We start from the raw sequence: 12,956 nt of genomic DNA, 5'->3' as shown, positions 1-12,956 counted from the left end.
GGATCGGGTCAGGGGACGAGGGTGCGGGCCGCCGACCGGCGCAGCTTGCCGGACGGGGTCTTCGGCAGTGAGCCGGGGGGCAGCACCACGACGGTGGCCGGCCGGGCGTCGATCTCGGCGACGACCCGGTTGACCACGGCGTCGCGCAGGTTCCGCTCGGCGTCGGCGTCACCGGCCAGGCGCGACTCGACCAGTACCGCGAACGACTCCCGGTCCACGCCGTCGCCGGCCAGCATCCGGACCGCCGCGACGTTGCCCGTCCGCACGCCGTCGACGGTGGCGGCCGCCCGCTCGATGTCGGTCGGGTAGATGTTGCGGCCGGCCATGATGATGACCTCCTTGGCCCGGCCGCAGACGACGAGTTGGCCGTCCACGCGGTAGCCCTCGTCGCCGATCTCCAGCCAGCCATCCTCGTCGAGGGCCGCGACCGGCCCCTGCTCGGTGAGATAGCCGGCGGTGACCGACTCGCCGCGCAGTTGCAGCCGGCCGACCTCCCGGTCGCCGAGTTCGGCGCCGGACTCGTCGACGACCCGGACGTCGACGCTCGGGAAGGCGGGGCCGAGCAGCGGCAGCCGGCGTACGGCGCCCGTGGGCTCGCCGCTGACCGGTACCGCGCGCCGGTTCTTCTCCAACTCGAGTGCGTCGACGGTGTCGAGGACCATCGGGTCGCCGAGCGGCGAGAGTGAGATGACCAGGGCGCTCTCGGCGGCGCCGTAGCAGCAGTTGATCACCGTCGGTCGCAGCCCGAAGCGCGCCCCCGCCGTGGTCAGGGCTTCCACCGAGGTCGGGTCGATCGGTTCGGCGCCGTTGAACGCGATCCGCATCCGGGACAGGTCCAGGGATCCGGCCTCGGCGCGGGCGAGCTGGCGGGCCAGGATCGCGTACGCGAAGTTGGGCGCGGCGGTGATCGTGCCGCCGTACTCGGTCATCAGTTCGGCCCACAGCAGTGGCCGGCGCAGGAACTCCGGCGGGGTGACGCTGACCAGTTCGAAGCCGGAGACCATCGGCACGACCAGGCAGCCGACCATGCCCATGTCGTGGAAGAGCGGCAGCCAGGTGACCATCACGTCGTCGTCGCCGCACTCGATGTGCGTGATCGTGTCGGAGACGTTGGCGTACAGGTTGCCGTGGCTGATCTGGACCGCCTTCGGCTCGGCGGTCGAGCCACTGGTCAGCTGCAGCAGCGCGGTGTCGGTCTCGGCGGCCGGCACGATCTCGAACTCCCGGTCACTGTCCAGGTCGGAGATCATCCGGTAGGCGATGCCCTGCGCCTCCAGGACGGCGGCCATCGCCTCGAACGGCGCGCCGAGCAGCACCAGCCGCGCGTCGATCATGCGCAGTACGCGCACCGTGTCCTCGGCCCAGGCGGCGAGATCCGTCCGCGGCGTCGGCTGGTGGAGCATGGTGACGCTGCCGCCGGCCAGCCAGGTGGCCCGCACGACGCGGGCGACGTCCACCGGCTCGCCGGCGAGGATCGCGACCGCCTGCCGGGCCGAAAGTCCACTCTCGACCAGCGCCGCCGCGGTGCGCATGGCGGCGGTGTGTAGCTGTCCCCAGGTACGCCGCGACGGTGCCGTGGGTGCCCCGGTGACCATGCCGCGTCGCGATCGGGCGGCGGCGTCGACCATTGCCTCTACGAAACGGCTCACGTCGGTCCAGTCACGATCATGACGACAGCCTAGGCAGTAACATGCCGGAAACCAAGGGTGGATGATCACGCCGGAAGGTGGCAGTCGTGGGTGACCGCGAGACGCAGCAATGGTTGGATGTCGTCCGCGCCGAGGTGGCGGCGGTGCTCGGCCGCGCACCCGAGGACGTGCCCCCGGACGGCGCGTTCGCCGAACTCGGCTTCGACTCGCTGAGCGCGTTGGAACTCGCCGAACGGCTGGCCGACGCGAGCGGCCTGGAGTTGGCGGGCACGCTGGCCTTCGACTATCCCAATCCGGCCACTTTGGCCGGATACCTGGCCGCGCGGACGAATCCGCCCACCGCCGCAGCGCCGGCCCCGGTAGCCGGCGCTTCCGCCGGTCCCGACCCGTCGGCCGACCCGATCGCGATCGTGGCGATGGCGTGCCGCTTTCCTGGCAATGCGTCCACTCCGGACGAATTCTGGGCGAACCTCGTCGAGGGGCACGACGGGATCGGTGCGTTCCCGATCGACCGTGGCTGGGATCCGGACGTTTTCCACCCGGACCCGGAGCATCCCGGCACCACCTATGCCCGGCACGGCGGCTTCCTCTACGGCGCCGGTGACTTCGACGCCGGATTCTTCGGACTCTCCCCACGCGAGGCACTGGCCACCGACCCGCAGCAGCGGCTGATGCTGGAGACCACCTGGGAGGCGCTGGAGCGGGCCGGCATCGACCCGCACCGGCTGCGCGGCAGCCGCACCGGCGTCTTCACCGGCGTCATCGGTGCCGACTACGCGCCCCGGCTGGGCGCCATCCCGGCCGACGTCGCCGGATTCCTGCTGGCCGGCAACGCGTCGAGCGTCGTCTCCGGCCGGGTGTCGTACACGCTGGGCCTGGAGGGCCCCTCGCTGTCGGTCGACACCGCCTGCTCGTCGTCGCTGGTCGCGCTCCACCTGGCCGCCCGCTCCCTGCGCGCGGGCGAGTGCTCGCTCGCCCTGGCCGGCGGGGTGACCGTGATCGGAACGCCGCTGGTCTTCACCGAGTTCAGCCGCCAGCGCGGCCTGGCTCCGGACGGCCGGTGCAAGCCGTTCGCGGCGGCCGCCGACGGAACCGGCTGGGCCGAGGGAGCCGGCGTACTCGTCCTGGAACGGCTCTCCGACGCCCGCCGGCACGGCCGGCCGGTGCTGGCCATCCTGCGTGGCAGCGCGGTCAACTCCGACGGGGCGTCGAACGGGCTCACCGCGCCGAACGGGCCGTCCCAGCAGCGGCTGATCGCCGACGCGCTCGCCGACGCCGGACTGCGACCGGCCGATGTGGACGTCGTCGAGGCACACGGCACCGGGACCCGGCTCGGCGACCCGATCGAGGCCCGGGCCCTGCTCGACGCGTACGGCCCGGACCGGCGACGGGCGCTCTGGCTCGGCTCGGTCAAGTCGAACATCGGCCACACCCAGGCCGCGGCCGGGGTCGCCGGGGTCATCAAGATGACGCTCGCGCTGCGGCACGAGCGGCTGCCCCGCACCCTGCACGTGGACGAGCCGACCCCGTTCGTGGACTGGTCCGCCGGCCCGCTGCGGCTGCTCACCGACGCCCAGCCCTGGCCGGCCGGGGCCGTACCGCGCCGCGCCGCCGTGTCGTCGTTCGGCATCAGCGGCACCAACGCGCACGTCATCATCGAGGAGGCGCCGCCGGCCCCCTCCCCCGCCCCGGCGCGGCCCGGCCCGGCGCCGCTGGTGCTCTCCGCGCGCACCGCGCCCGCGCTGCGCGAGCAGGCCCGCCAGCTCGAAAGCCACCTGCGTCACCGGCCGGAGCAGCCGCTGCCCGAGGTGGCCGTGGCGACCGCCGCCCGCACCGCGTTCGCGCACCGGGCCGTCGTGCTCGATCCCGCCGGCCTCGCCGACCTGGCGGCCGGCCGGCCGCACCCGACGGTGGTGACCGGCACCGTCGCCGAGGGCAGACTCGCCGTCGTCTTCCCCGGCCAGGGCGCGCAGCGGCAGGGCATGGGTCGCGAACTCGCCGCCGCCGACCCGGACTTCGCCGCCGACCTGGCCGAGGTCTGCGCCGCCTTCGACCCATACCTCGACCGTCCGCTGCGGACCGTCATCGACGACGAGCCGGACCTGCTCGACCAGACCGGCTACACCCAGCCCGCGCTCTTCGCCGTCGAGGTCGCCCTCTACCGCCGGTTGCGGCGCAGCGGGGTACGCCCCGACTACCTGCTCGGCCACTCGATCGGCGAGCTGACCGCCGCCCACGTGGCCGGCGTGCTCTCCCTCGCCGACGCCGCCCGCCTCGTCGCCGGCCGGGCCCGGCTGATGCAGGCCCTGCCGGCCGGCGGGGCGATGGCCGCCCTGCAGGCCGCCCCGCACGAGGTCGAGGCGCTGCTCGACCCGGCCGGGCAGACCGGCATCGCCGCGGTCAACGGGCCGACCGCCGTCGTCGTCGCCGGGCCGGCGGCCGAGGTGGACCAGCTCGTCGACGCCTTCGCCGGACAGGGCCGCAAGACCACCCGGCTACGGGTCAGCCACGCGTTCCACTCGCCACTGATGGAGCCGATGCTCGCCGAGTACGGCGCCCTGGCGGCCGGCGTCGAACACGCCGCGCCGGAACTGCCCGTGGTCGGCAACGAGACCGGTGAACCGGTCGAGGAGTTCACCGCCGCGCACTGGACCCGGCACGTCCGGCAGCCGGTGCGCTTCGCGCAGAGCGTACGGTGGCTCGCCGCCCAGGGCGTGACCCGGTTCCTGGAGGTCGGCCCCGGTGGCGCGCTGTCGGCCATGGTGCTGGACTCGGCCGGCGACGCCCCCGACGCCGCGACCGGGCCGGTCGCCGTACCGCTGCTGCGGACCGGTCGCGCCGAGCCGGAGTCGTTCACGCACGCGCTGGCCCGGCTGTTCGCGCTCGGCGTCGCCGTCGACTGGTCCGCCGTCGTCGGCCCGGGACCGCGCGCCGACCTGCCCACCTATCCCTTCCAGCGCCGGCGGTACTGGCTCACCCCGCCGACCCGGCCGGTGCTCGGCGAGCCCGTCGAGCTGCCGGCCGCCGCCGGGCGCCCCGGGCTGCTGTTCGCCGGGGAGCTGTCGCTGGCCGCCCAGCCGTGGCTCGCCGACCACCGGATCCGCGGCACCGTCGTCGTACCCGGGGCGCTGCTCGCCGAGTTGGCGGCCGCCGCCGGTGACCGGGCCGGCTGCCCCGAGGTCGCCGAGCTGCTGCTGCACGCGCCGCTGACGCTGCCCGACACCGGCGCGGTGCAGACCCGGATCGTCGTCGCCGAGCCCGGCGCCGACGGCGCCCGGCCGCTGGCCGTCCATGCCCGCCCGGCCGACGGCACCTGGACCCGGTACGCCACCGGCACCGTCGCCCCGGTCCGGGACAGCGACGCCACCCGGCTGCGGATCTGGCCGCCGCCCGGCGCAGCCGAGTTGTCCACCACCGACTGCTACGCCGGCCTGCGCGCGGCCGGCTACGAGTACGGGCCCGTCTTCCAGGGCCTGGGCCGTGCCTGGCAGCGCGGTGTCGAGACGTTCGCCGACGTCGCGCTACCGCCGGAGGCGGCCGGGACGGCGGACCGGTTCCTGCTGCACCCGGCCCTGCTCGACGCGGCACTGCACGCGCTCGGGCTGCGCGCCGACGCCGACGACCAGTTGGCGCTGCCGTTCTCCTGGACCGGGCTGCAGGTGCACGCCCGGGGCGCCGCCGCCGTACGCGCCCGGCTGACCCGCACCGCCGACGGGATCGAGGTGATGCTCGCCGACCCGACCGGCGCGCCGGTCGCCTCGATCCGCCAGCTCGCCCTGCGGCCCGTCGACCCCGACCAGTTGGCCGCCGCCCGGCCGCCGGACGGCACGTACGAACTGTGCTGGGTGCCGGCCGACGCGGGAGCCGGGATATCGGCCGGGGACGACGCCGCGATCACGTGGCTCGACGAGCTGCCGGCGGACGCCGCGGTGCCCGACGTGGTCTTCGCCGCCCTGCCCCCGGGCGGCGACGAGCCGGCCGGGGCGGTCACCGCCGCCCTCGAACTGGCGCGGCGCTGGCTGGCCGATCAACGGTTCGCCGCCGCCAAGCTGGCGGTGGTGACGCGGGGCGCCACCGGCGAAGCGCCGGCCGACCTCGGCCACGCGGCGGCGTCCGGGCTGCTCCGTACGGTGCAGTCGGAGTATCCGGGCCGGCTGACGCTGATCGACGTGATCGGCGACGCCCCCGTCCCGCCGGCGGCGCTCGCCGCGGCCGGCGCCGGCGACGAGCCGCAGGTCGCGCTCGCCGGCGGCGACGTGCTGGTGCCCCGCCTGCGGGAAGGCGGCCCCGCCGCCACCCCGGGCGCGTCCTGGGACCCGGCCGGCACCGTGCTGATCACCGGCGGCACCGGTGCCCTCGGCCGGCTCGTCGCCCGGCACCTGCTGGAGCACGGGCGGGCCCGACATCTGCTGCTGACCTCCCGGCGCGGCCCCGACGCCCCGGGCGCCGCCGACCTCGCCGCCGAACTGGACGCGCTGGGCGCCGCCTCAGTGCGCGTCGTCGCCTGCGACATCGCCGATCCGGCGGCGGTCGCCGGGCTGCTCGCCAGCGTTCCGGCGGAGCACCCGCTCACCGCGGTGCTGCACCTGGCCGGCGTACTCGACGACGGTGTTGTGGCCACGCAGACGCCGGAGCGGATCGCGGCCGTGCTGCGCCCGAAGGCGACCGGCGCGTGGCACCTGCACGAGCAGACCCGCGACCTCGGCCTCGCCGCGTTCGTCCTCTTCTCCTCCGCCGCCGGCCTGCTCGGCTCGCCGGGCCAGGCCGGGTACGCCGCCGCCAACGCCTACCTCGACGCGCTGGCCGCCCGCCGACGCGCGCAGGGCCTGCCGGCGCAGTCGCTGGCCTTCGGGCTGTGGGAGCTGGCGGGCGGAATGGCCGACCAGGTCGGCGCCGCCGGGCTGGGTCGGATGCGTCGCGCCGGGCTCGCGCCACTGTCCGCGGAGGCCGGCCTGGCCCTGCTGGACCGGGCGCTGGCGGCGAACCCGGCGCTGCCGGTCCTCGCCGACCTGGACCTGACCCTGCTGCGGGGGCAGGACCGCCGGCTGCTGCCGAACCTGCTGCACGACCTGCTGCCGGCGGAGCCCACCGGCGGGGCCCCGGTCGCGGCGGAGCCGGGCGCGGCTGGCGGTGCCGGCGGTGGCGCGGCTCGGTCGGACGGTCCGGACCTGGCCCGTACCCTGCCCGGGCTCGATCCGGCCGAGCAGGACCGGGTGCTGCGCGAACTGGTGCTCACCGAGGTCGCGCTGGTGCTGGGCCACCAGTCGAGCGCCGATCTCGATCCGGCGCGGAGCCTGCCCGAGCTGGGCTTCGACTCGCTGACGGCGGTCGAGCTGCGCAACCGGCTGGCCGCCGTCACCAGGCTCACCCTGCCGGCGACCCTGGTCTTCGACCACCCCGGCGTGCACGAACTGGTCGCCTACCTGCGCGGCGAACTGGTGCCGGAGCGGGCCGCGTCCGCGCTCGGGGTGCTCGAGGACCTGGGCCGGCTGGAGTCCGACCTGTCCCACCTGGCGATGGACGGGGTGTCCCGCAAGCGGGTGGCCGACGCCCTCGGCCGGCTCATGTCCCTCGTGGACGCCAGCGGCGACAAGATCGATGCGTCGAAGGACGACTTCTACGACCTGATCGACTGACCGCGACCCACGCCGGTGCGGCCAGCGGGCCGCACCGGCACGGGCCGGCTCGGGAACCTAGACGGCGACCGGGGCCGCCTCGACCGCGTCGATCTCGATGTCCGCGCCGAACAGCCCGCGCAGGATGTCACCGACCGCGTCCCGCAGCGCCGCGCAGGCCACCGGGTCGATCAGGCTGGCCAGCGAGGCGATGCCGAGATCGAACCGGCTGGCGAACTCCACCCGGACCACGTCGCCCTCCTCGACCACCAGCCAGGAGCCGGTGAAGACCGAGAAGTCGCCCTTGGTCTGCGCGAAGTCGATCCGCCGCGCCACCGCGTCGATGTCGTCGCGCTCGGTCCAGACCAGGATGCCCTTACGGAAGTTGACCTCCCACGCCGACTCCACCTGGGTCGGGCTGATCCTGGTGACCGCGACCGTCCGCACGGCATCGGTGAATTCCGGGTACGCGCCGAAGTCGGCGAGCCGGTCGAACGTCCGTTGGGCGTCGGCGCCGGGTAGCAGCGCGTGCACGACGACCGAGCACTCCATCGTGGCTCCTCAGTCGGGTAGATGATCAGTTCTTCAGGCCGCGGATCAGTTCGCGGATCGAGCGTCGCCAGGCGTCCTCGACCTCGGCGGGCGTCAGGGCGGCCGGACCGCCGGGCAGCGCGCCGAAGGACGTCGGCAACAGTTCCGGGATGATGACCAGGCCGCAGACCGCCACCACCGAGTCCAACCGGGCCAGGTCCTCCGCCGGCAGCACGTCCGCGAACGCGGGCCGGACCAGCCGGTCCACGATCGACGGATCGGCGACCCGGGACGCCGGAACGTCCAGCCCGCACTCCCGGCCGGTCTCGGTGACCAGTTCGAGGTAGCGCTCGACCGGCACCCCGGCCGGACCGGCGGTCAACCAGAACTCGCCGGCGCGCAGGTCGGCGTCGAGCACCGCGCGGATGCCCTTGGCGACCAGATCCTGCGGGACCAGGTCGAAATAGGTGCCCGGATGTGCCGGGATGAACGGCAGCCGACCGGTCAGCAGGTATTCGGCCAGTGTGTGCACGGCCTGGTTCTGCCGGATCACCCCGGTCGTCGAGTCGCCGATGACGATCGCCGGCCGGACGATGACGTGGTCGAGGCCGCTGTCGCGGACCATCACCTCACCGAGGTATTTCGAGGCCACGTACTCGTCGGTCCGCGCCGACCCCTTCTCGGTGCCCCGGCGCTCGCCGCCGCCGGCCTTGCCGTGCCGCGCCACGTAGGCCGTACTCACCTGCATCAGCAGGGCGTCCGCCTCGGCGGCGAACTCGATCACCCGGCCGAGGCCCTCGATGTTGAGCCGGTCGACCTCCGCCTGGTCGGCGGAGAAGTTCACGATCGCCGCCGAGTTGATCACGACGTCGACCTCGGCGCAGAGTTCCCGGTAGGCGCGCCGGTCCAGCCCGAGCGACGGGGCGTGCAGGTCGAGCCGGACCGCCCGGTCCGAGCCGGTCGGCAGCCGCCGGAACACCCCGGCGATCACGTCGTAGTCAGCCAGCTCGGGCAGCACCGCGGTGCCGACGACGCCGCTGGCGCCGGTGACCAGCACCGTACGGCCGCTCATCCGGCGACGCCCGGGGCCGGAAAGCGCGTGGCGAGCGCGGCGCAGGCGCGGTCGAAGGAGGCGGTCAGGCGTTCCTCGTCGGCCGCGGTCATCGTGGCCGGCGGGGTCAGCCGCAGCACCGGATGGGCGTTCATCGAGTGGTTGACCACCACGTCGTTGTCGAGCAGGTCCATCAGGAACTCGGCGGCGTGCTCCCCACCGCGGAACTCCACGCCGATCAGCAGCCCGGCGCCGCGCACCTCGGCGACCAGGTGCCCGATCCTGCGTACCGAATCGGTCAACGCCGCGAGCAGCCGGCCGCCCAGCCCCGCCGACCGGTCGACCAGCCCCTCGTCGCGGATCACCTCGACGGTCGCCCGGACCGCCGCCATCGCCAGCGGGTTGGCGGAGAACGTCGACGTGTGCAGGTAGGGGTCCTTGTCGAACGGGGCGAACACCTCGGCGGTCGCCAGCGTCGCCGCGACCGGCACCAGCCCGCCGCTGAGCGCCTTGCCGACCAGGAGCAGATCCGGCCGTACGCCGTCACGGTCCGCGCCCCACCAGGTGCCGAGCCGGCCCAGCCCGGTCATCACCTCGTCGAGGACCAGCAGGGCGCCGCGTTCGCGGCAGAGGGCGGCGACCGCGCCGAGGTAGCCCGGCTCGGGAATGATCACCCCGCCCTCGCTCTGCACCGGCTCCACCACCACACACGTCTCGCCGTCGACGACCTCGGCCAGGCCGGCCAGGTCGCCGAACCGGACGTGTCCGACCTCCGGCAGCAGCGGGCGGAACGGATCCTGGTAGAGCGCGCGGGCGGTCAGTGACAGCGCCCCGGTCGTCTTGCCGTGGTAGCCACTGTGCATGGAGACCAGCCGGTGGCGCCCGTTCGCCCGGGCGATCTTGATGGCGGTCTCCACCGCCTCGGCACCCGAGTTGGAGAAGTGCACCTTGGACAGCCCGGGCGGCGCCACCGAGGTCAGTGCCGCGGCCGCCCGGGCCGCCGGCTCGTTGAGCAGCACCCGGGTGGACAGTGCCTGCCGCTCCAGTTGGTCACGCACGGCGGCCAGCACCCGCGGGTGGCCGGCGCCGACGAAGAAGACGCCGTAGCCGCCGCAGTTCAGCAGGTCACGGCCGTCCTCAGTGTGCACGACGGAGCCGGTGGCACCGACCTCCAGCGGTGTGTTGAGCATCGCGGCCACGCGGCCCTGCCCGTCGCTGAGGTGCCGGCGGTAGAGATCGAGGACATCGGTGGACACGGCGGAAGTCTGCCCGAACGATCTTCAGCCGGCAAGGTCACGAAGGAAAAGAAGCGTGGTCGACGGCGCCCCGGACCGACGATTGCCGCTCGGGCACGGGCAATCTATGGTTTCCGGCGTGGATGCATACGGCGAGATCAAATACGTGGTCGCGGACCGGATTGCGACGATTTCGCTGAATCGGCCCGATACCCGTAACGGCTACACCGTACGGATGGCCAACGAACTGGCACACGCCTTCGACCGGGCCGACCACGACGACGACGTCCGCGTGGTCGTCTTCACCGGCGCCGGCGAACACTTCTGTGCCGGCCTCGACCTGTCCATATCGGAGTTCGACACCCCGGCCGACGGTGCGGCCGAGGAATGGGACGAGCCCGCCGGCCGCTGTTCGATGCGCATCTACGCGATGAACAAGCCGGTCATCGCCGCCATCCGGGGTGCGGCCGTCGGCGCCGGCGCCACCATCATCCTGCCCGCCGACTACCGGCTCGCCGCCACCGACGCCCGGTTCGGATACGTCTTCAGCCGGCGCGGCATCTACGCGGAGGGCGCCTCCGCCTGGTTCCTGCCCCGGCTGGTCGGGATGGGACGCGCCCTCGACTGGATGATCAGCGGGCGCGCCTTCGACGCCGCCGAGGCACTCGACGCCGGCCTCGTCCACAGTGTCCACGAGCCCGAGCAGCTACTGGACAAGGCATACCAACTCGCCCGCACCATCATCGCCACCACCGCACCGGTTTCCGTCGCGGTCATCCGCCAACTGCTCTACCGGATGAGCGCCCTGGACTCGCCGTACCCGGTACAGCGCCTGGATTCCCGGCTCGCCGCCGACAGTCTGGACAGTCCCGACGCCCGCGAGGGCTTCGACTCCTTCCGGCAGCGTCGTGAGCCCGCGTTCCCGGGCCGAGTCAGCGCCGACCTTCCCGGCTATCTGCCCTGGGGCAACGGCGCCGGGGCTCGCCGTGACAGCGAATGACGCCTACGGTAGCGGGATGATCGAGGAACTCACGGAGCGGATCACCGTCACGGCGCCGGCCGAGACCGTCTACGCAGCCGTCGCAGACCTGCGCCGGATGACCCGGTGGAGCCCGGAGTGCTTCGCGATCTGGGTGACCGCCCGGGACGGCAGCCGCCCCCGCCGCTTCGTCGGCTGGAACCGACGCGGCCCGTTCCTCTGGTTCACCACCGGACGGGTCGTCGTCGCGGAACCCGGCCGCGAGTTCGCCTTCGACATCACCGCCTTCGGCCAGCCGGTGGCACGCTGGGGCTACCGGTTCGCCCCGGCCGACGGAGGCACCGAGGTGACCGAGTACTGGCACGACCGGCGCAACCGGGCGGCCATGGTGCTCGGCCGGATCTTCACCGGCAAGGTCGCGAAGGCCCGGCCGGCGGCCAACCGTGACGGCATGCGGCAGACGCTCACCCGCCTCAAGGACGACGTCGAGCGCAGCTGACCGGCGTCCCGCTCGCACCCGGAGGCGAACCTCCACCGCCGCGTCGACCAAGCCCGAGCCGTCGAGACGGCGGGCCGCTCCATATCCGGCAGAGTCTCCGCCAGCCGGGTGAATCGGTCCTTGCCCGGGGCAGCCGATCGCTCAACCTCCAGGGGTTTCGATAGAACGTCCGGCGCACGGTCAGTTTCGGCCCGCCCGTGACCGCTGTATGTCACGGCTACCGGCCCGCGGACGGCCCGATGGTTCGGCTTCAGTCGTCGTGACCGGGAGCGGGACGAAGGTGTCCCCACTGCGGGTCGTAGCAAACAAGTCCGTGGTCAGCGGCCATCCGTGCAGCCGCAGAGGAAACCTCATCGGACCGGCTGAACGGGATCGCAAAGTAGACCATCGGGCCGGAGGCCTCGTCGATGAGGCCGTTCGACAGAGGGTGGAGCTGGGGGTCGTGGCCGTACAGATCGGGCCACCGGGCTGCCACGGCATCGACGTAGGCGCGGATGCGGGGCGTGGGCGGCTGCTCCTCGCTCTCGAAATACCGCTGATACCGGGCCTCATACGCCTCACCGGCCGCTTCGTCGTCGGCGGGCGTGTCACCCTCCCAAACCGCCAGGTCGTAGCTCATACGGGGAAGTGTGCCAGTGGTGGCGGTGGGGTCTTCGGCGGCTGACCTGGTGCGGGCGAACCGAGCCGCTTGGCTGACTGTCGTACCCGTGTGTGAGGCTTCGGGGCATGGCGACGTTCGTTCTGATCCACGGCGGCGGGGGTAGCGCGTGGGACTGGCATCTTCTGGTGCCTGAGCTGGTCGGCCGCGGCCACGATGTGGTGGTGCCGGAGTTGCCGATCGAGGACAGGTCGGCGGGGTTCGCCGAGTTCTGCGAAACGGTCGTCGACGCGATCGGTGACCGGGACGACCTTGTGGTCGTCGGGCACTCGTACGGTGCGTTCACCGCGCCGCTGATCGCCGACAGGCTGCCTGTGCGGCTGATCGTCCTGCTCACTCCGATGGTCCCGGCGCCCGGTGAGAAGCCCGGGGACTGGTGGGACAACACCGGTCACCGCAGTGCGGAGGGGCTCAGCGAGGAGCAGCAGTTCCACAACGGCGTGCCGGCCGAGGTCGTCGCGGAGGCCGCGAAGCATGGCCGGGAGCAGGTCAGCGCGGAATGGAACGAGCCGTGGCCTCTGGACGCCTGGCCGGACGTGCCGACGAAGGTGCTCATCGCCCACGAGGATCGGTTCTTCCCGGCGGACTTCCAGCGCCGGGTGGCCGCCGACCGGCTCGGCGTCACCCCGGATGAGATCGACGGTTGCCACGCGGTGGCACTCAGTCACCCCAAGCAACTCGCCGACCAGCTGACCGCGTACCTGCCGCACTGACGGCGAGAGGTACCACGGCCGTTGAC

Annotated in this window: 9 protein-coding genes; 4 read left to right on the top strand and 5 right to left on the bottom strand. The window is 73.5% G+C overall.

The genetic code is table 11. The features are described 5' to 3' along the window. Positions 1–8: 8 nt before the first annotated feature. Positions 9–1,649, bottom strand: a complete 1,641-nt coding sequence (locus tag AB0I42_RS06100) for a fatty acyl-AMP ligase (RefSeq protein ID WP_357534640.1) — start codon at positions 1,647–1,649, stop codon at positions 9–11. An 86-nt stretch (positions 1,650–1,735) separates the two neighbouring features. Here AB0I42_RS06100 and AB0I42_RS06095 point away from each other — a divergent pair, with 86 nt between their 5' ends. Next, positions 1,736–7,285 carry an SDR family NAD(P)-dependent oxidoreductase gene (locus tag AB0I42_RS06095; RefSeq protein ID WP_357534639.1) on the top strand — a complete coding sequence of 1,850 codons (5,550 nt, stop codon included), beginning with the start codon at positions 1,736–1,738 and terminating at the stop codon, positions 7,283–7,285. 57 nt (positions 7,286–7,342) lie between these two features. On the opposite strand, the gene AB0I42_RS06090 is transcribed toward AB0I42_RS06095, so the two are convergent. Genes AB0I42_RS06090 through AB0I42_RS06080 form a run of 3 tightly spaced genes read right to left on the bottom strand, consistent with a single transcriptional unit; the run spans position 7,343 to position 10,102 of the window. After that, positions 7,343–7,816 carry an SRPBCC family protein gene (locus AB0I42_RS06090; protein ID WP_357534638.1) on the bottom strand — a complete coding sequence of 158 codons (474 nt, stop codon included), beginning with the start codon at positions 7,814–7,816 and terminating at the stop codon, positions 7,343–7,345. 25 nt (positions 7,817–7,841) lie between these two features. Continuing rightward, positions 7,842–8,867: an SDR family oxidoreductase gene (locus AB0I42_RS06085; protein ID WP_357534636.1), complete on the bottom strand. Its 1,026-nt coding sequence runs from the start codon at positions 8,865–8,867 to the stop codon at positions 7,842–7,844. After that, positions 8,864–10,102 carry an aminotransferase class III-fold pyridoxal phosphate-dependent enzyme gene (locus tag AB0I42_RS06080; protein ID WP_357534634.1) on the bottom strand — a complete coding sequence of 413 codons (1,239 nt, stop codon included), beginning with the start codon at positions 10,100–10,102 and terminating at the stop codon, positions 8,864–8,866. The genes AB0I42_RS06085 and AB0I42_RS06080 overlap by 4 nt, the downstream gene beginning before the upstream one ends. A gap of 118 nt (positions 10,103–10,220) precedes the next feature. Here AB0I42_RS06080 and AB0I42_RS06075 point away from each other — a divergent pair, with 118 nt between their 5' ends. Both AB0I42_RS06075 and AB0I42_RS06070 read left to right on the top strand, forming a co-directional pair. Continuing rightward, positions 10,221–11,081 carry an enoyl-CoA hydratase-related protein gene (locus AB0I42_RS06075; RefSeq protein WP_357534633.1) on the top strand — a complete coding sequence of 287 codons (861 nt, stop codon included), beginning with the start codon at positions 10,221–10,223 and terminating at the stop codon, positions 11,079–11,081. Between the two features lie 16 nt (positions 11,082–11,097). Then, the gene (locus AB0I42_RS06070) at positions 11,098–11,559 is read left to right on the top strand and encodes an SRPBCC family protein (RefSeq protein ID WP_357534631.1); all 462 of its coding nucleotides are present in this window, start codon (positions 11,098–11,100) and stop codon (positions 11,557–11,559) included. Between the two features lie 250 nt (positions 11,560–11,809). Here the strand turns inward: AB0I42_RS06070 and AB0I42_RS06065 are convergent, their stop codons facing one another. Further along, positions 11,810–12,178 (bottom strand): hypothetical protein, encoded by a 369-nt coding sequence (locus tag AB0I42_RS06065; protein WP_357534629.1) that lies wholly within the window; start codon positions 12,176–12,178, stop codon positions 11,810–11,812. Between the two features lie 107 nt (positions 12,179–12,285). Here AB0I42_RS06065 and AB0I42_RS06060 point away from each other — a divergent pair, with 107 nt between their 5' ends. After that, positions 12,286–12,930, top strand: a complete 645-nt coding sequence (locus tag AB0I42_RS06060; RefSeq protein ID WP_357534627.1) for an alpha/beta hydrolase — start codon at positions 12,286–12,288, stop codon at positions 12,928–12,930. Positions 12,931–12,956: the final 26 nt, after the last annotated feature.

The organism is Polymorphospora sp. NPDC050346 (assembly GCF_040655695.1).
Lineage (GTDB): Bacteria > Actinomycetota > Actinomycetes > Mycobacteriales > Micromonosporaceae > Polymorphospora > Polymorphospora lycopeni.
Note: the sequence above shows the minus strand (reverse complement) of the source record. Positions and strands in the feature narration are given on the sequence as shown.

Excerpts from the sequence above, each read along its gene's own strand:
- AB0I42_RS06070 (WP_357534631.1), top strand. The coding sequence starts at position 11,098 with ATGATCGAGGAACTCACGGAGCGGATCACCGTCACGGCGCCGGCCGAG.
- AB0I42_RS06085 (WP_357534636.1), bottom strand. The coding sequence starts at position 8,867 with ATGAGCGGCCGTACGGTGCTGGTCACCGGCGCCAGCGGCGTCGTCGGC.
- AB0I42_RS06090 (WP_357534638.1), bottom strand. The coding sequence starts at position 7,816 with ATGGAGTGCTCGGTCGTCGTGCACGCGCTGCTACCCGGCGCCGACGCC.
- AB0I42_RS06065 (WP_357534629.1), bottom strand. The coding sequence starts at position 12,178 with ATGAGCTACGACCTGGCGGTTTGGGAGGGTGACACGCCCGCCGACGAC.
- AB0I42_RS06060 (WP_357534627.1), top strand. The coding sequence starts at position 12,286 with ATGGCGACGTTCGTTCTGATCCACGGCGGCGGGGGTAGCGCGTGGGAC.